Source organism: Rhodococcoides corynebacterioides NBRC 14404 (genome assembly GCF_001894765.1).
GTDB classification, from domain to species: Bacteria; Actinomycetota; Actinomycetes; order Mycobacteriales; family Mycobacteriaceae; genus Rhodococcoides; species Rhodococcoides corynebacterioides.
This window is the reverse complement of the sequence record NZ_BCWV01000006.1, coordinates 264,982-282,629: the sequence shown is the minus strand read 5'-3', so window position 1 is coordinate 282,629 and position 17,648 is coordinate 264,982. Positions and strand designations below refer to the sequence as shown.

Genomic DNA, 17,648 nt, shown 5'->3' with positions numbered 1-17,648 from the left:
GGGGGACCACCGGCGGGGCCGCCCGCCGGAACGCCGCCGGCCGGGCCGCCTCCGGTCGGAGCACCCGGGAACCTCGCCGCGGCCTGGCCGTCCCCGCGCCCCCGTCCGTCGCCGGGCCCGCCGAAGCCGCCGCGTCCACCCTCGACAGCCGGGCCGGCGGAGACGATGGAGCCGGTGTGCGGAGTCGCGATGGTGTGCACGGCGTAGGCCGTGGGGCCGGCCAGCCCGGCGATCAGTGCGGCCGTCACGGTGACGGCGGCGAGGCGACCCCCAGTGAGCCGGGGTGCGAGCAGCCCCACGAGCGCCACGGCACCGGCAACGACGACGACGATGCGCAGCCACGGAACGAAGGTGGCGCTGCGCGACAACAGGATCCACGCGGTGGCGACGGTCGCGATCATCGCCGCGGCGAGCACGAGTCGCGACGCGATGCGGTCACGTCGACGCCACAGCACGACCGCCCCGGTACCCACCAGGGCCGCGACGGCGGGAGCGAGCGCCACGGTGTAGTACGCGTGGAAGATGCCGGCCATGAAACTGAACGTCAGGCCGGTCACGACCAGCCAGAGACCCCACAGCACGACTCCCGCGCGCAACCCGTCCGTACGAGGGGCACGGCCGCGGAACACCAGTGCGGCGAGTCCGAGGATCAGCGCGGCCGGGACGAGCCACGCGATCTGACCGCCCTGAGCCGCTTCGAACAGGCGCAGGATGCCCGTGTCGCCCCACCGGCCGGCGGCTCCACCGCCGCCGCCGGAGACCACCGAGCCGGTCTCCTCGCCGTTCAGACGGCCCAGACCGTTGTACCCGAGCGTGAGTTCGAGGATCGAATTGTTCTGCGATCCACCGATCCACGGCCTCGACGAGGCGGGCCAGAGCTCGACGACGGCGATCCACCACCCGGCGGTGACGACAGCGGCACCGAGGGCGGCGACGAGCTGTCCGACGCGGCGGGGCAGAGAGACCGGACCGGCGACGAGATAGGTGAGGGCGATCGGCGGCACCACCAGCATCACCTGGAGCTGTTTGGTGAGGAACCCGGCTCCCACCGCGGCGCCCGCCACGACGAGCCAGCGGGTGCGACCGTCGTCCACTGCGCGCAGCGTGGCCCAGACGGCGACGATCATCAGCAACACCAGCAGGGCATCGGGGTTGTCGAACCGGAACATCAGCGCTGCAACGGGTGTCAGTGCGAGAGTGAGTCCGGCGAGCAGACCCGCGGCCGGGCCCGCATGGCGGCGCACCGTGCGCCACAGCACCGCCACCGAGGCCGCCCCGATGATCACCTGCGGCGCGAGCACCGACCAGGAGTTCAAACCGAACAGGCGGACGGACAATCCCATGACCCACAACGACATCGGTGGTTTGTCCACGGTGATGGAGTTGGCCGCATCCGAGGACCCGAAGAAGAACGCCGTCCAGGACTGCGATCCTGCCTGCACGGCCGCGGCGTAGAAGGAGTTGCCCCATCCGCTCGCCGACAGGTTCACCAGGTAGGCCACGGCGGTGCCCACGATGAGCGCGATCGCAGCGGGTGTCTCCCAGTGGAGTGTCCGGCGGGACGGCGCGGGGGTGGCGGCGGGCCGCGAGGGCAGCAGGGTGGTCATCGAGCGAGGTCCTTTCCGGACGGACGAGTGGCGGGGGAGCGGAACACCCGGCGCAGGGCGACGAATCGAATGACGGTGGCGACGGCGTTGGCCAGGACCAGGACGGTCAATTCGAGATGCTTCGATGCGTCGGGGCTCCAGCGGTGCAGCAGCAGAAGCGATCCCGCCGTGACGGCCCACCCGAGCGCGAAGATCGCCAGGCCCTGCAGATGGTGGCCGACGGCACCGGCCGCTCCGCGGACCCCGAAGGTGACGGCGCGGTTGGCCGCGGTGTTCAGGACGGCCGTGATCGCGAGGGCGAGGAGGTTGCTCACCTGAGCCCCGAGAGCGGGGTGGAGCAGCAGGTAGAGCACGCCGTAGGCGATCGTGCTGAGCACCCCGATCCCGGCGAAGCGCACCAGTTGTCCGACCATGCCGACCGGCACACCCTCGACGAGCGGTTCCCGACCGAGGCTTCGTCGGAGGTCGCCGAGCGGGAGAGCACCCGTGGCCAGGGCGCGGCCGACCCGGCAGCACCCCTTCAGGTCCGCGACGGCGGTGGCGACGATGTCCACCGTCGAGTGCGGATCGTCGACCCAGTCCACCGGGACCTCGTGGATGCGCAGGCCGGCCCGCTCGGCCAGGACCAGCAGTTCCGTGTCGAAGAACCAGCCGGTGTCCTGTACCAGCGGCAGCAGCTCGCGAGCGACGTCGGTGCGCATGGCCTTGAATCCGCACTGGGCGTCGGAGAATCGCACGCGGAGCGACGTCCGCAGGATCAGGTTGTAGCTGCGCGAGACGATCTCGCGCTTCGGGCCGCGGACCACCCGCGACTGCGGGGCGAGCCTGGACCCGATGGCGACGTCGGAGTGTCCCGACGCCAGCGGAGCCAGGAGCGGAAGCAACGCGCGCAGGTCCGTCGAGAGGTCGACGTCCATGTAGGCGACGATCGTGGCCGACGATGCCCGCCACACCGCGTCGAGCGCGCGGCCGCGCCCTTCGAGGTCGAGACGGACGACCTCCACACGGTCCAACTCGGCCGCCAGGGCGGCCGCGACGACGGGGGTGTCGTCGGTGCTGGCGTTGTCCGCGACGACGATGCGGGCCCGGTAGGGCACGTGGGCGGCGAGGTGCCGGTCGAGACGCCGGATGCTGTCCGCGAGGACGGCGGCCTCGTTGTACACGGGGACGACGATGTCGACGGTGACGGCCGTGGCGGGAGGTCCGTCCGGTCGCGTCACGAGCCGGCCGGTGGCGAGCTGTTCGGTGGTCATGGGATCCGACGGTGGTGGGCGCGCCCGGGGTGGGCCCGGGTGCTCCCCGGGAGTCGCCCGGGAGTCGCGACGGCTCCCGGGAAGTTCCCGGGTTCGTCCCGGGAACTGCACGGACTCGCGGTCGATCGTGGACGCATGAGCGACAATGCCGTGGTGACGATCGACCGAGCCGCCGGTGCCCCCGAGGCGACGGTGCTGGTGGTCGACGACGAGCCGACCATCGTGGAGTTGCTCGCCGTCAGTCTGAAGTTCCAGGGCTTCGCGGTGCGCACCGCCCGCAGCGGACCGGAGGCGATCGACGTGGCCCGCAGCCTGCGGCCCGACGCCCTGATTCTGGACGTCATGATGCCGGACATGGACGGGTTCGGATTGCTCCGGCGTCTGCGTGCCGACGGAATCGAGGCGCCGGTGTTGTTCCTCACCGCGCGGGATGCGGTGGAAGACAAGGTCACCGGGCTGACGATGGGCGCCGACGACTACGTCACCAAACCGTTCAGCCTCGAGGAGGTCGTGGCTCGGCTCCGGGTGATTCTCCGTCGTCGTTCCCCGGGGACCGAATCGCAGCCGTCGCGCATCACCTTCGCGGACATCGAACTCGACGACGACACGAGGGAGGTGTGGAAGGCCGGGGAGCCGGTTTCCCTGTCGCCCACCGAGTTCACGCTGCTGCGCTATTTCATGGTCAACGCCGGAACGGTGCTCTCCAAGCCTCGGATCCTCGACCACGTCTGGCACTACGACTTCGGCGGGGAAGTCGGAGTGGTCGAGTCGTACGTGTCCTACCTGCGGCGCAAGATCGACACCACGGAACCCCGACTGCTGCACACTCTTCGCGGCGTCGGCTACGTGATGCGGGTGCCGCGCCGGTGAGACGACCGAACGCCGTGCCGTTGCGTGTCACCCTGGTCGCGGCGCTGCTGCTGCTGGTCGCGGTGGGTCTGGCGGCGTCCGGACTCGCGGTGACCACCGCCCTGCAGAACACCCTGCTGGCCCGCGTGGACACCCAACTCGAGGAGGCGGCGTCGGGTTGGGCGCGTCCGCGTGAGGACCGCCCGCCCCCGCCGTCGGGAGACATCGGGCCGGGTCGTCCGCCGACGTCGTTCTACGTTCGCTCCGTCACCGCGGACGGGACCGTCCGCACGTCGATCAACGACAACTCCTCGCCGGGCCCGGATCTCACCGCAGCCGCGTCGCCGACCCCGGTGACGGTCGGGTCGGCGAACGGCGGCGACGAGCACTGGCGCGTCGTCACCGTCTCGAACGGGAACGGGTCGACCACCGTCGGGGTGTCCCTGGCGGAGAACGCCGCGATCGTCGGACGCCTGGTCGTGCTGGAGGTGTCGATCGGTGCCGGCGTCCTGGTCGTCCTGGGCGTCGTCGCCTGGTGGGTGGTGCGGCGCAGTCTGCGTCCGCTTCGGGAGGTGGAGGCGACGGCGGAAGCGATCGCCGCGGGAGACCTGCATCGCCGTGTCCCCGAACGGGATCCTCGTACCGAGGTCGGCCGGCTGTCGGCGGCGCTCAACGGCATGTTGGCGCAGATCCAGCGCGCAGTCGCCGAATCCGCGGCCTCGGAACGCACTGCACGCGCGTCGGAGGACCGGATGCGACGGTTCGTCGCCGACGCCTCGCACGAACTGCGCACCCCGCTGACGACGATCCGGGGCTTCGCCGAGCTCTATCGGCAGGGCGCGAGCACCGACATCGAGCTGATCATGACCAGGATCGGCGGCGAGGCCGCCCGCATGGGGATGCTGGTGGAGGACCTCGTGATGCTCGCGCGTCTGGACGCGGAACGCCCAGTCGCCAGCGCACCCGTGGACCTGTTGCAGATCGCGGCCGACGCGGTCCACGACGCCGCCGCGGCGGCCCCCGATCGGACGGTGGACCTGGAGATGCTGCCGGGCAGCGATGTCCCCGAGGTTCTCGGGGACGACGCCCGGCTGCGCCAGGTGCTGGGGAACCTCGTGAGCAACGCGCTGCGCCACACACCGAACTCCGCGTCGATCACCGTGGCCGTGGGCACGGTGGGGGAGACGGCGGTTCTCCGGGTTCGCGACACGGGGCCGGGTCTGTCGGACGAGGACGCGGACCGCGTCTTCGAGCGCTTCTATCGTGCCGACCGCTCGCGTACCCGTGAGAGCGGCGGTAGCGGGCTCGGATTGTCCATCGTCGCGGCTCTCGTCGCGGCGCACGGGGGTCGGGTCACGATCGACTCGGCGCCGGAGCGGGGGTCGACGTTCACCGTGGAACTGCCACTGCTGCAGCGCGAGTCGGCTCCCGCGGAGTGAGGACACGGCCGACGGCGGTGGCGGTTGTCGCTCCGCGGTGCGGGGATCATGCCGGTCTCGATCGGAACAGGGCGCTCCAGGTGGAGACCGCGGCACCCGCGAGCAGCCCTCCGGTCAGGACGAACACCGCACCCTCGCCAGCGGATCCGGCGATGGCGCCGGCCGCCAGCGGAATCACCACCTGCCCCAGCCGATTTCCGGTCAACCGGAGCGACAGGGCGGACGCGCGGTTGGACGGGTTCACCAGGCCGGCCACCCAGGTCATGGTCAACGGTTGCGCCAGTCCCCAGAAGAACCCGGCGATCGAGACGAGGATGCCGACCACCCAGGGGTGGGGCAGCACGGGAACGAGGATCATCGGGAGCGCCGAGCACAGACTTCCCGACACCAGGAGCCAGTTCCGCGGCGCCACCGCGAGCAGGCGGGTGAGCAGGGTGCGCGAGACGATCGCGGCGACGGACCGTGCGGTCAGGATGATCGTCACCATCAGCACGCTGTAGCCGTGGTGCTCACCGAACACCGGGAGGTACGCGATCATGAGGTCCATCGACGTCAGGATGATGAGGCTGGAGAAGACCGCCGGCCGCATGCCGCGCGTGGTGAGCATCGCGCGCGTCGACTGGGTCTCGTACTCGGCGCGCACCTGTGCGGAGTCCTGGCGGATGGTCAGCGAGGGTGCGGCGGTCAGAGCCGTCGCGACGGCGGCGACGCCCAGCATGGCGATCAGCGCGCCGGTGGTGTCGACGTGCCCGATGTCGCTGCGCGAGGCGAGGATGCCCACCACCGGAATGCCGATCGACTGACCCACCGAGATCCAGACGGTGAGGCCGCCGAACCGGCGGTCGTAGTCCTCCGGCCGTGAGCGAACCGGAACGTATCCCTGGCTCGAGACCATCGTGAGGATGTGGCTGAAGCCCAGCAGGACACAACCGAGCGCGAGGAGGGGAATCGCCGAGCTCACCAGCACGATCGCCACGGCGACGAGAGACAGGGCCGTGCCGACGCGGAGGATCGTGGCGGCGCGTCGGCCGTCGACCGCGCGGCCGATGCGCATCGCGGCCACCAGGGGCACCAGCGAGTACAGCGCGGTGAGGATGCCGACGGTCACGCCGTCGCCCCCGAGTTCGAGGGCCTTGTAGGTGATCATCACGCGGACCGCGGCGTACACGGCCTGGATGAGTGCCGTGGTGGCACACAGCATGACGAACCACGATCGCGTCATCGCACGTGTTCCCGAGCCGTGGCGCCGCGGCGCCCCGTCGGGGCGTCAGGCATTCGAGAAGTTCTCGGTTTCGTCCGCCCCGGATGCGCGCAGATCGGGCTGCTGCTCGCGGATTCGACTGGCGCGCGCGACGTGGTCGGCCGTCAACTGTCCCGCCGCCTCTGCGTCGCCCCGTTCGATGGCGTCGAGGATGCGGTCGTGGTCGGCCTGGAGTTCGGCCGCGTCCGCCGGGTGGCGCCACACGGTGGTGCCGGGAGTGAAACGCGCCCACAGCAATTCGAGGTGTTGCACGATGAGCGGCGACGTCTGCCGGTAGATGGCGAAGTGGAACGCGCGGTTCAGCACGGACAGTTCCGCCGGTGCGGCCGTGCCGGCCGACTGCGCGGTCGCCAGTGCCGCGTGTGCGGCGCGAATCTCCTCGAGACCACGGGGCGTCATGCGCTCGACGGCCATCTCCGCGGCCGTCCGCTCGGCGGCGGCGCGGAGCCGGTAGAGGTCGCGGGCCGTGTCCGGGGTCATCTCACGCACCGACGCGCCCTTGTGCGCGTCGTAGGAGACGACGCCGTCGGCCTCGAGCATGCGCAGTGCCTCGCGCACCGGTGTCGCGCTGACCCCGTACCGCTTGGCCAGAACGGTCTGCTTGATCAGCTCACCCGGCTTGATGGCGCCGCTGGCGACATCCTCCTTCAGTCGCTCGACGACGTACTGCGTCCGGCTGACCGGGGGAGCGGAACTCTCGACACTCATGCCGGACCCTTTCTCGCGTGTGCTGCATGGTCGACAGCAGGGCTGCCGTTCGTCTGCGTTCTACATTCTCTACCCCATCGAGTGCCGAGCATACGTCCGAAGGAGGCATGAAGTCAGCCTTCTCTATCCGGTAGACAACATTCTATAGAGTGTGTAACGTGCGTCACGAGGCCCGCGAGGTGTGACCGCCACCTCGTGACCCGAAACGTCTGTCCCGTCGATCGCCGCAGCGAGACGATGACCCTCACCGACACAACGGAGATGCACATGAGCTCCCACGCCACCCTCACCCGCACGGTCGCGGAGTGGATCGTCCACCAGGGCGCGACGGCATTGCCCGACGAGACGAATCACCACGTTCGCCGCATGCTCCTCGATCACCTCGCCGGCGTCGCGGCGAGTTCGGTCGGCGAGGTCTCGGCGGCGGTCGGCGTCCACGTCGCCCGCACCTACCAGGGGTCGACGGCCACCGCGATCGGCCACGGCCGCACCTCGGCGCTCGGGGCCGCCGTCCTCAACGGCACCAACGGACACGGCATCGAGTCCGACGAGGGCTACACCCCGGGGTCGATGCACCCCACGTCGGTCGTCTTCCCCGCCGTGTTCGCCGTCGCCCAGGAGCGCGGTATCAGCGGCGAGCGGGTGCTGCGCGCCGCGGCGATCGGCATGGAACTGGCCTGCCGGCTCGCCGACGCCGGCCACCCCGCCACCCGGAACCGCCACTTCCACAACACGCCCGTCGCCGGCGTCTTCGGCGCCGCGGCTGCCGTGTCGGTGCTGCTCGACCTGGACTCCGACGGCGTCGCCAACGCTCTCGGACTCGCCGGCTCGCATGCCGGCGGCGTGTTCGAGTTCCTCGGCGGCTCGGCGGAGGTCAAGCGCTTCCACCCGGGCAAGGCCGCCCGCGACGGCATCACCAGCGCCGACCTCGCCGAGGCGGGCCTGACCGGTCCCACCACGATCCTCGAGGGTCGCGACGGCTACTTCGCCGCCTTCGCGGGGGAGGAGGGCACCGACTGGTTCGCCGACACCGTCACCCGCGGGCTCGGCGCGGAGTGGGTGCTGCTGCGCACCTACGTCAAGCCCTACCCCTGCTGCCGCCACCTGCACGGCGCCATCGACGCGATGCTGGCGTTGCGGGAGGAGTTCGACCTCGACCCCGACACGATCGCCTCGATCGAGGTCGGCACCTTCGCGATCGCGACGCGCCACGCCGGTCGCGTCCTCGACACGGTTCTGCAGGGCCAGCTGAGCCTGCCGTACACCGTCGCCGTCGCGGCCCTCACCGGATCGGTCACGCTCACCGATTTCTCCGAGACCGCCCGACGGGATCGGCGAACCATCGCTCTCATGGACAAGGTCGTCGTGCGTCTCGACGAGGCCGCCGACGCCTCCTACCCCAAGACCGGGCGTCCCGCCGACGTCACGGTCGTCACCACCGACGGCGCGCGCTACCAGCACCGCGTCGAGCAGCCCTACGGCGAACCGACCAACCCCATGTCGGATGCCGATCTCGAGGTCAAGGCGTACGGGTTGCTCGAACCCGTGATCGGACTCGCCGGGGCCAAGACCCTCGTCGAGGCCTGCTGGAACTTCGACACCCTCGACTTCCTCGACGAGTTGGATTCGGCCGTCCGCTCCGCGAAGCCCGCCTGACCCCTCACGCCTACTCCGGCGCCCACGAGCCGCCGGACACCAGAAAGGACCTCTCATGGAGGTTGCAGTTCACGATCTCGATCTCGCCTACGGCGATTTCACGGCGATCAGAAGTCTCGATCTGACCATTCCCGACGGCGAATCCGTCGTGCTGCTCGGTCAATCCGGCTGCGGCAAGACGAGCACGATGCGGTGCATCGCCGGTCTCGAAACGCCCACCGGCGGAACCATCTCGATCGGCGACAAGACGGTGTTCGACGGCAATTCCGGTCGTGTCGTTCCCGTGTACAAGCGCAACGTCGGCATGGTCTTCCAGTCCTACGCGGTCTGGCCGCACAAGACGGTGCTCGAGAACGTCGAGTTCCCGCTGAAGATGAAGGGCGTCGCGAAGTCCCGCCGCCGCACCGAGGCGCTGGCCGTTCTCGAACTCGTCGGGCTCGCCCATCTCGCGGATCGGGGAGCGAGCATGCTGTCCGGTGGCCAGATGCAGCGCGTCGCGCTGGCTCGGTCGATGGCGATGTCGCCGAGCGTGCTCCTCCTCGACGAGCCGCTCTCCAACCTCGATGCTCGGCTACGGGACGACCTGCGCGTCGAGCTCCGCCGCATTCAGACCGAGCGCGGACTCACCAGCCTCTACGTCACGCACGACCAGCAGGAGGCATTGGCCCTGGCCGATCGCATCGCCATCATGCAGGCCGGCCGCATCAGCCAACTCGGCACTCCCGAAGAGATCTACGGATCGCCCGTGAGTGCATCGATCGCGAGCTTCCTCGGCGTGACCAACGTCTTCCCGGTCGCCTCGGGGTCCACCTCGCGCGCACTCGCGCTCACCGACTCCACGGTGGTCCTGCGCACCGACCGGGCCGTTCCCACGGTGGCGTCGAGTGCCTGCATCCGCCCCGAGGACATCACGGTGACCCTCGATCCCGGCGGCGACGTCAGCGATCTGTCGGGCAAGCGCAGCGACGCGAACCACCTCGGCGGCGTCGTTCGCATCGCGGTGTTCCAAGGTTCGACCATTCGATGCAAGGTCGAGATCGACGGCGGTATCGAGCTCGACGCGGTGTGCCCGCCGCCCTCCACCGGTGTCCTCGCTCCCGGTGCTCGCGTCACGGTGTCCGTCGACGCCGACGCCGTGAAGGTCCTCCCGGACGAGGTTCCGTCCGCCGAGACCCGGTCGGCGGTGGCGGCATGAGTCAGGCCGTGCTCGACCGACCCGCCGCCGACGTGCCCACGCCGCCGCCGGCCCGTACACGCAACCGCAGGATCGGTCGGCGCGGGAAACTCGCCAGTATCCCCTTGCTCGCCGTGGTGGCGTTCCTCGTTCTCGTACCCGCCGGGTTCGTGCTCCTCGCGGCCTTCAGCGAATCGGTGCCCCGCCCGGGCAGCATCTCGTTCGATCTGACGCTGCGCAACGTCGAGGTGCTCCTCGAGGCCGGCGTGCTGGGGGCCACGGGCAACTCGATCCTCATCGCCGTCTCGGCCACGTTCCTGGCCCTCTGCATCGGCGGTTTCCTGGCCTTCATCACCGCGCGAACGAACGTGCGCTGCAAGGGGTTCGTGTTCCTGATCGGACTCATGCCGATGTTCCTGCCGTCGTACGTCGGCGCGCTCGCCTGGTCCATCCTCGGTAGTCCCGGCGCCGGCCTGATCAATGTCGGCACCCGTGACCTGGGCATGGGGAGCCCGGTGAACATGTATTCGGTCGAGGGCGTGGTGATGGTCTTCGCCATGTACTACGCGCCTTACGCATTCCTGCTCATCCACGCGTCGATGTCGATGATGAACCCCGATCTCGAGGACGCGTCGACCGTGCACGGCGCCTCGACGTGGCGCACCATCCGCTCCGTCACCGCCCCTCTCGCCCTGCCGGCGATCATGGGCTCGGGTCTGCTGATGTTCATCCTCATCCTCGAGAACTTCCCCGTCGCACAGGTTCTGGCGACACCGGGTCAGATCGACACCCTGCCCACGTTCATCTACCGCCTGATGAACACCTCGCCGTCCCGCGGCAACGAGGCCTCGGTCATCGCGATCGTGCTGGTGGCCGCGGTCATCGCGATCACCGTGGTGCAGCGCAAGGTCCTGGCGAAGCGCTCCTTCACCACCGTCTCGGGCAAGGGCGTCAAGGCCCGCACTCTCGACCTGGGCAAGCTCCGGACGCCCGCGCTGCTGCTCGCGCTCGTCTACTTCGTCCTCGCGATCGTGCTGCCGCTGCTGGCGCTGTTCCTCTCCGCGATCCGCAGTTCGCCGTACATGCAGTCCTTCTCGAGCCTGGCCGAGCCCGGCGCGCTGGACATCACCTCGTTCTCCGATGTGTTGTCGTCCGACGTGTTCCACACCGCCGCCACCAACAGCGTCCTGGTGTCGATCATGGCCGCCGCCGGCGGCACGGTGCTCGCCTTCCTGGTCGGGTACACGGTCTACCGGACCAGTTCCTACGCCCGGGGTCTCCTCGAAGCGCTGTCGATGGTTCCGCTCGCGATCCCCGCGATCGTGCTCGGCATCGGTCTGCTGTGGACCTGGTTGGTCATGCCGGTGCCGGTCTACGGCACCCTGTGGGTGCTCATCATCGGCTTCGTCGCGGTGCAGATGCCACAGGGCTTCCGCGGTATCGCCGCGGCCATCCAGTCGACGGATCGCGATCTCGAGGACAGTGCCGTTCTGCTCGGGGCGCGACGTTCGCGGGCGATCTCCTTCGTGACGTTGCCCCTGCTGCGAGTCGCCGTCTCGTCGACCTTCCTCATGCTCCTCATGCTCAGCATGCGCGAGCTCACCGTGCCGCTGTTCCTCTACACGACCGACACCCGGATCCTGTCGATCGCGATCTACGACCAGTTCGAGAACGGCGGAGCCCTCCGCGAAGCGTCGGCTCTGGCCCTCGTCTACTGCGCGATCATGTTCCTCCTCAGCTACCTGCCCCGCCGGATCGGCGCCAAGAGCGGAGTCGGTCATGCCTGACCCGAATCCGAGTGCCGACACCCCGGTTTCGACTTCGAAAGGACGCACCGTGAGCACACCGCGACGGGTTGCGAGACGACGGACCACCCGGTTGGCGGGGATCCTGGCCGTGGCCACGGCACTGGTGGTCTCCACGGTCGCCTGCGGGCAGGAGGGTGGCGGCAAGGACGAGCAGGCTCGGGAGCTGCTGCCTCCCTCCGAGGTCGACACCAGCAACGGTCTCGTCATCGACGGCGAGCTCGTGGCCGACAAGGAGCTCTGGGAGGCAGCGCAGGGCCAGGTGGTCAAGCTCTACTCGGGAACCGGCAAGGAGGCGGAGGATCTCACCGCGGCCCGGTTCGCGCAGGAGACGGGACTCGACATCGAGCTCACCCGCTTGCCCACCAACAAACTCGCCGAGCGCGTGCTCTCCGAGCAGGGCGCCGGCAAGCTCGGTGCGGACATCGCTCGGGTCACCGATCCGCGTGTCGCACGGGAGTTCTCCGAGCAGGGGGTGTTCGTGCCGTACACCACGCCGTTCGATCAGCTTCTCCGCGAGCAGAACACGGGGGTACGTGACACCTACCTCAACTGCTACTACTTCGTGAACGCGATGGGATACAACGACGCGATCATCGAGGAGGATCAGCCCACCCAATGGGAGGACCTGGTCGATCCGAAGTACGCGGGCAAGCTGGGCGTGGTCGCGGTGACCACCGGTGGCACCCTCAACGCTCTGGCGCACTTCCAGATCCCCACGCTGGGACGGGAATTCCTCGAGCAGCAGGGCCGGCAGAACCCGCGCATCTTCGACTCGACGTCCACCGAGGTCGACGCCCTCGCCCGCGGCGAGATCTCCGTCGCCTCGCTCAGCTTCAACAACGCCTTCGCGGCCGAATTGGCCGGAGCCCCGCTGGAATTGGTGATTCCGTACAAGGGCGTCTCCGCGTCGGAGAATCTCATGGGCATGACGGCGAACGGTCTGCAGAATCCCGCCGCGCAGGTATTCATGAACTGGACCATGTCGAAGTCCGGCCAGTCGTTCGCCGCGGCCCAAGGATTCGTGCCCGCTCGCACGGACATGGAGCCGGTCAAGGCCGGCGGGAAATACCAGTTGCCGCAGGCCGATTCGCCCCAGTTCCACTTGTTCTCCGAGGAGGACTACGAGAAGTACGCGGCACGCGACGAGGAATGGTGGAAGCAGGCGTTCGACTACATGGGCTGACCCCCGGGGTGTGGACAAGTCGCGCCACCGTCGCCGACCACCAACTCTATAACCTATCGAATCTCGAATACTCAGAGGACATTCCATGACTGCAGTGATGACCGAGCGCGAGGCGCTCGTCGATTCGGTTCGTGCGTTCGCCCAGCGTCACCTCGCGAGCGGTGCGCTCGAGCGCGCGCACGATCCGGCCTACTCCTGGGACATCGCCCGCCTCCTCGGCGCCCAGGACCTCCTCGGCCTGACCATCGCGGAGAAGGACGGGGGACAGGGGGCGACCCTGGCCGACGCCGTCGCCGTGATCAAGGAGGTGGCGCAGTTCTGCCCGAAGAGCGCGGACATCCTCCAAGCCGGCAACTTCGGCGCGATCCGCACGTTCGCGGAATTCGGCACCGAGGAACAGAAGGCGAAGTATCTGCCGGACCTGTTGTCCGGCAACGCCTTGATCAGCCTCGGGATGAGCGAGCCCGAGGCCGGGTCCGCGGCGACCGAGCTGCAGACCTCGGTCACCGAGGACGGTGACGGTTACCGGTTGAACGGCACCAAGATCTGGGGCACGCACAGCGTCGACGCCACCCTCTTCCTCGTGTACGTCCGCTTCGGGCCGGGCACCCGCAACATCGGATCCGTGCTCGTCGAGCGGGGTGCCGAGGGGTTCACGCTCGGACAGCCCTCGAACTACATGAGCGGCGAGCAATGGTGCCAGCTCTACTTCGACGACGTGTGGGTGCCGCGGGAGAACGTCCTCCTCGGGCCCGGCGGCTTCAAGAAGCAGATGAGCGGCTTCAACGTCGAGCGCATCGGGAATGCCTCGCGCGCGCTGGCTCTGGGGCGTCTGGCGTTCGACACCGCCCGCGCCCACGTGAGCGAGCGCACGCAGTTCGGACGCACCCTGAACGAATTCCAGGGACTGCAGTGGAAGTTCGCCGAGGTGGCCGTCGCACTCGACGGCGCCGAACTGCTGCTCGATCGCGCCGTCACCAACGCGGCCGCCGGGCTGCCGAGTGCCTACGAAACCTCGGTCGCCAAGCTCGCGGCCAACGAGGCAGGTTTCCTTGCGGCGAACGAGGCCATGCAGGCGATGGGCGCGCTCGGATACAGCCAGGAATCGCTGGTCGAGTACTGCATGCGGCGCACCCGCGGATGGATGATCGCCGGCGGCTCGCTGGAGATGCTGAAGAACCGCATCGCCGAAGAGGTCTTCGACCGCAAGTTCAGCCAGCGCGCACCTCGCCCGGAGGCCGCACGATGACCCTGACCACCAGTGCGCCCATGACATCGGTGGTCGGCTACGACGTGGACGGGTCGGTGGCGGTGCTCACCATCGACAACCCGCCCGTCAACGCCAGCAGCGCGGCGGTGCGGTCCGGGTTGCTGGGCGGACTCGACCGGGCGCTGTCCGACACCGATGTGCGCGCCGTGGTCGTGATCGGCGCGGGAGCGAACTTCGTGTCCGGCAGCGACCTCACGGAGTTCGACGGGCCGGTACCGGAGCCGACGCTGCCCACCGTGATCGAGGCGATCGAGGCGTCGCCGAAGCCCGTCGTGGCCGCCCTGTCCGGGGCCACGCTCGGTGGTGGACTCGAATTGGCCCTGGGATGCGACGCTCGGATCGCGCACCCGGACACCGTCGTCGGTCTGCCCGAGGTCACGCTCGGCATGATCCCCGGCGCAGGCGGAACGCAACGGCCGCTCCGCATCCTCGGCCCCGCTCGCACACTGGAGTTCGCGACCTCCGGCAAGCGCATGCCGGTGCGCTGGGCGGTCGAGCACGGTCTCGTCGACGACATCGCTGCCGGACCGCTCAGGGCGGCGGCCGTCGAGTTCGCCGGGAGCCGAGCGGTGAAGCGGGTCCTGCAGAACCTTCCCGTCGCGGCGGATTCCCCCTCGGCCGAATTCGAGCGGGCCGCTGTTCGTGTCGTGTCGTCCGGGCGGGGGCGACCGCAGTACGCGGCGGCCGTGGCGGCCGTCGTGTCCGGCGTCGCTCTCCCCGCGCGGCAGGCGTTGGCTTTCGAGCGCAGCGAGTTCACCCGCCTGCGTCACGGATCCGAGGCGGCCGCCCTGCGTCATCTGTTCTTCGCTCGGCGGGCGACCACGAAGGCGAACAAGCCCTCGCTTCCGCGCGAGGTCGACTCGATCGGCGTCGTGGGTGCCGGAACCATGGGTGCCGGCATCGCTCGGGCCTTCGTCGAGGCCGGCCGGTCGGTGATCCTCGTCGACCGGAACCCCGAGGCTGCGACCGGTGCGATCGACCGCCTACGGGCGACGTACGACGCCGCGGTCGCGCGGGGACGGATGCAGCGGGACGACGCCGAGTCGGCTCTGCTCCTGCTGTCGGCAGGGAGATCCGTGACCGCGCTGGACGGATGCGATCTGGTGATCGAAGCGGTCTTCGAGGACATGGACGTCAAGAAGGATCTCCTGCGACGGCTCCAGCGCGTGGTGCCGTCACACTCGACACTGGCCACGAACACGTCGTACCTCGACGTCGACGAGCTGGCCACGGCGCTCGACCGACCCGAGCGGCTGGTGGGCATGCACTTCTTCAGTCCCGCGCACCGCGCGGCGGTACTCGAGGTGGTGCGAGGGAAGCAGACCTCGCGGGCGTCCCTCGACCGTGCCCTCTCCGCGGCGGCGGTGCTGAGGAAGCTGCCCATCGTCGCCGGTGTCTGCGACGGGTTCGTCGGCAATCGGATCTACAACGCCTACCGCCGACAGTGCGAACTGATGCTCGAAGAAGGCGCGATGCCGGCGCAGGTCGACCGCGCCCTCGTCGAGTTCGGTTTCGCCATGGGACCGTTCGCGGTCTCGGACATGTCCGGTCTCGACATCGCCTGGCGGATGCGTCGATCTCGCGATGCGGTGCGAGATCCCGCCGAGCGTTACCCCGATGTCGCCGACACGCTGTGCGAGATGGGCAGATTCGGTCAGAAGACCGGCGCGGGGTGGTACCGCTACCCGGACGGATCGCGGCAGCCCGTCGAGGACGCCGAGGTCACCCGGCTCGTCGAGCAGTCGTCGCGTCGTAAGGGAATCGCACGACGACCGTTCTCGGACGAGGACATCGTCGATCGCGCCCTCCTGTCGATGACCAACGAGGCCGCTCTGCTGCTGGCGGAGGGAATCGCCGACCGTCCCGGTGACGTGGACCTGATGCTCACCTCCGCCTACGGATTCCCCCGACACATCGGTGGAGTCGGTCCGTGGGTGCGCGGACAGGACGCCGCCGAGCTCGACCGGTGTCTGGCGGACCTCGCGGCCGTCACCGGTCCGGGTTTCGTGACGGCCGATCTCGGCGTCTTTCGGTGACGCCGGGGGCGTCCGACGGACCGGGCCGTATCCCTCCCGCCGCCCCGACCGGTGAGGTCGCCGAGCGGGTGCGGGCCCGGCGCGGCGGCGTGCTGACCCCCCTCGACCTGGCGCTGTTGCACAGCCCGCCGTTCGCCGACGGATGGAACACCCTCCTGGGTGCCGTGCGCTCGTCGATGACGCTCCGCGGCGACCTCCGGGAAGCGGCGATCTGCCGGATCGCCGTGCTCAACGGCGCGGCCTACGAGTGGAACGCGCATGCACCGCTCGCGCGGAGCGAGGGCGTCACGGCAGCCCAGCTGTCGGCCTTGCGGGATCGCGAGGTCGACGGCGCCGCGCTCGGCGGCGAGCTCGCCCTGATCGTCTCCTACACCGACGCCATGACCCGCGCGGTGGCGGTTCCGCAGGAGCTCTTCGACGCGGTTCTGGACGAGCTCGGCGTCGCATGCACCGTCGAGCTCACCGGCACCATCGCCGCGTACAACATGGTCTCCCGCTTCCTCGTCGCGCTGGACATCGGACGCGGCCGGCCGGAGACCCCACTGCAGATCCGACGGGAGTCACCATGACGGGACGATTGCACGGACGAGTCGCCGTGGTCACGGGCGCGGGAAGCGTCGGGCCCGGATGGGGGAACGGACGGGCCACGGCCGTCCGATTCGCCGAGGAGGGAGCCACGGTCTTCGCCGTGGATCTCGACCCGACCGCACTGGACGAGACGGTGCGTCGGTCCGGTGAGCACAGCGGGTCGATCGTTCCCGTCCAGTGCGACGTCACCGACAGCGCCGCCGTGGAGGCCGTGGTGAGGCGGTGCATGGTCGAGGCCGGCCGTCTCGACGTCCTGGTCAACAACGTCGGCGGCTCGCGCGCCGGTGGCCCGGTGGAGATGAGCGAGGACGACTGGTCGGCACAGCTCGAGTTCAATCTCACGACGACGTTCCTGCTGTGCAAACACGTTCTCCCGCACATGAAGTCCGCCGGCTCGGGGGCGATCGTGAACACGTCGTCGACGTCCGGGTTGCGATGGACCGGGGCCGCCCAGTCGGCGTACTCCGCCGCGAAGGCGGGCATCGTCGCATTCACCCGATCGATCGCCGTCCAGCACGCGCCGTTCGGGATCCGGGCCAACACGGTCGTGCCGGGACAGCTCCACACCCCGATGGTGGAAACCCGCCTCGCCGGACAGCGGGCCGGCGGCGACGTGGCCGCTCTGCTCGAACAGCGTCTCGCGCGTATCCCGCTCGGCTTCATGGGCGACGGGCGGGACACCGCCAACGCAGCGCTGTTCCTGGCCAGCGACGACGCGCGTTTCGTCACGGCAACCGAGATCGTCGTCGACGGGGGAATGTCGGCGCGCTGCGACTGACCGCACCGCGAGCGACACGCCGAAGGCCGGCCACCGAA

14 protein-coding genes are annotated in these 17,648 nt (G+C 69.5%); 10 read left to right on the top strand and 4 right to left on the bottom strand.

The window, feature by feature from the left end; all coding sequences use genetic code 11:
• Together RC2_RS15575 and RC2_RS15570 are read right to left on the bottom strand one after the other, a co-directional pair.
• The coding region (locus RC2_RS15575) for a glycosyltransferase family 39 protein (protein WP_072681588.1) at positions 1 to 1,607 on the bottom strand (1,607 nt) is incomplete at its 3' end.
• A complete protein-coding gene (locus RC2_RS15570; protein ID WP_068144431.1) occupies positions 1,604 to 2,860 on the bottom strand; it encodes a glycosyltransferase in 1,257 nt (418 codons plus the stop codon). The genes RC2_RS15570 and RC2_RS15575, both read right to left, overlap by 4 nt.
• Before the next feature lie 135 nt (positions 2,861 to 2,995).
• Here RC2_RS15570 and RC2_RS15565 point away from each other — a divergent pair, with 135 nt between their 5' ends.
• The gene (locus RC2_RS15565; protein ID WP_068144512.1) at positions 2,996 to 3,730 is read left to right on the top strand and encodes a response regulator transcription factor; all 735 of its coding nucleotides are present in this window, start codon (positions 2,996 to 2,998) and stop codon (positions 3,728 to 3,730) included.
• Positions 3,727 to 5,148, top strand: coding sequence for a sensor histidine kinase (locus RC2_RS15560; RefSeq protein ID WP_068144426.1), 1,422 nt, complete (start codon positions 3,727 to 3,729; stop codon positions 5,146 to 5,148). Before RC2_RS15565 ends, RC2_RS15560 begins: the two co-directional genes overlap by 4 nt.
• A 46-nt stretch (positions 5,149 to 5,194) precedes the next feature.
• Here the strand turns inward: RC2_RS15560 and RC2_RS15555 are convergent, their stop codons facing one another.
• Complete coding sequence (locus RC2_RS15555; protein WP_068144423.1) at positions 5,195 to 6,370, bottom strand: MFS transporter; 1,176 nt, start codon at positions 6,368 to 6,370, stop codon at positions 5,195 to 5,197.
• A gap of 45 nt (positions 6,371 to 6,415) precedes the next feature.
• Positions 6,416 to 7,117 (bottom strand): GntR family transcriptional regulator, encoded by a 702-nt coding sequence (locus tag RC2_RS15550; RefSeq protein ID WP_068144420.1) that lies wholly within the window; start codon positions 7,115 to 7,117, stop codon positions 6,416 to 6,418.
• Between the two features lie 267 nt (positions 7,118 to 7,384).
• Here RC2_RS15550 and RC2_RS15545 point away from each other — a divergent pair, with 267 nt between their 5' ends.
• The 8 genes from RC2_RS15545 to RC2_RS15510 all read left to right on the top strand — a co-directional run bounded on the left by RC2_RS15545 (position 7,385) and on the right by RC2_RS15510 (position 17,610).
• On the top strand, positions 7,385 to 8,773 hold the full coding sequence (locus tag RC2_RS15545; RefSeq protein WP_072681604.1) for an MmgE/PrpD family protein: 1,389 nt from the start codon (positions 7,385 to 7,387) through the stop codon (positions 8,771 to 8,773).
• Between the two features lie 55 nt (positions 8,774 to 8,828).
• Positions 8,829 to 9,968, top strand: coding sequence for an ABC transporter ATP-binding protein (locus tag RC2_RS15540; RefSeq protein ID WP_068144417.1), 1,140 nt, complete (start codon positions 8,829 to 8,831; stop codon positions 9,966 to 9,968).
• A complete protein-coding gene (locus tag RC2_RS15535) occupies positions 9,965 to 11,734 on the top strand; it encodes an ABC transporter permease (RefSeq protein WP_082895319.1) in 1,770 nt (589 codons plus the stop codon). The genes RC2_RS15540 and RC2_RS15535 overlap by 4 nt, the downstream gene beginning before the upstream one ends.
• A gap of 49 nt (positions 11,735 to 11,783) precedes the next feature.
• Positions 11,784 to 12,938 carry an ABC transporter substrate-binding protein gene (locus RC2_RS15530; RefSeq protein WP_068144413.1) on the top strand — a complete coding sequence of 385 codons (1,155 nt, stop codon included), beginning with the start codon at positions 11,784 to 11,786 and terminating at the stop codon, positions 12,936 to 12,938.
• 85 nt (positions 12,939 to 13,023) lie between these two features.
• A complete protein-coding gene (locus tag RC2_RS15525; protein ID WP_068144410.1) occupies positions 13,024 to 14,187 on the top strand; it encodes an acyl-CoA dehydrogenase family protein in 1,164 nt (387 codons plus the stop codon).
• Entirely contained in the window at positions 14,184 to 16,244 is a 2,061-nt protein-coding gene (locus tag RC2_RS15520) for a 3-hydroxyacyl-CoA dehydrogenase NAD-binding domain-containing protein (protein WP_068144407.1), read from the top strand. Before RC2_RS15525 ends, RC2_RS15520 begins: the two co-directional genes overlap by 4 nt.
• Positions 16,241 to 16,813: a carboxymuconolactone decarboxylase family protein gene (locus RC2_RS15515; protein WP_245811139.1), complete on the top strand. Its 573-nt coding sequence runs from the start codon at positions 16,241 to 16,243 to the stop codon at positions 16,811 to 16,813. Before RC2_RS15520 ends, RC2_RS15515 begins: the two co-directional genes overlap by 4 nt.
• A complete protein-coding gene (locus RC2_RS15510) occupies positions 16,810 to 17,610 on the top strand; it encodes an SDR family NAD(P)-dependent oxidoreductase (RefSeq protein ID WP_068144405.1) in 801 nt (266 codons plus the stop codon). The genes RC2_RS15515 and RC2_RS15510 overlap by 4 nt, the downstream gene beginning before the upstream one ends.
• Positions 17,611 to 17,648: the final 38 nt, after the last annotated feature.

Bases quoted from the DNA above. Each gene is read 5' to 3' on its own strand.
- RC2_RS15570 (WP_068144431.1), bottom strand. From the start codon at position 2,860: ATGACCACCGAACAGCTCGCCACCGGCCGGCTCGTGACGCGACCGGAC.
- RC2_RS15565 (WP_068144512.1), top strand. From the start codon at position 2,996: ATGAGCGACAATGCCGTGGTGACGATCGACCGAGCCGCCGGTGCCCCC.
- RC2_RS15555 (WP_068144423.1), bottom strand. From the start codon at position 6,370: ATGACGCGATCGTGGTTCGTCATGCTGTGTGCCACCACGGCACTCATC.
- RC2_RS15550 (WP_068144420.1), bottom strand. From the start codon at position 7,117: ATGAGTGTCGAGAGTTCCGCTCCCCCGGTCAGCCGGACGCAGTACGTC.
- RC2_RS15545 (WP_072681604.1), top strand. From the start codon at position 7,385: ATGAGCTCCCACGCCACCCTCACCCGCACGGTCGCGGAGTGGATCGTC.
- RC2_RS15540 (WP_068144417.1), top strand. From the start codon at position 8,829: ATGGAGGTTGCAGTTCACGATCTCGATCTCGCCTACGGCGATTTCACG.
- RC2_RS15535 (WP_082895319.1), top strand. From the start codon at position 9,965: ATGAGTCAGGCCGTGCTCGACCGACCCGCCGCCGACGTGCCCACGCCG.
- RC2_RS15525 (WP_068144410.1), top strand. From the start codon at position 13,024: ATGACTGCAGTGATGACCGAGCGCGAGGCGCTCGTCGATTCGGTTCGT.
- RC2_RS15520 (WP_068144407.1), top strand. From the start codon at position 14,184: ATGACCCTGACCACCAGTGCGCCCATGACATCGGTGGTCGGCTACGAC.
- RC2_RS15510 (WP_068144405.1), top strand. From the start codon at position 16,810: ATGACGGGACGATTGCACGGACGAGTCGCCGTGGTCACGGGCGCGGGA.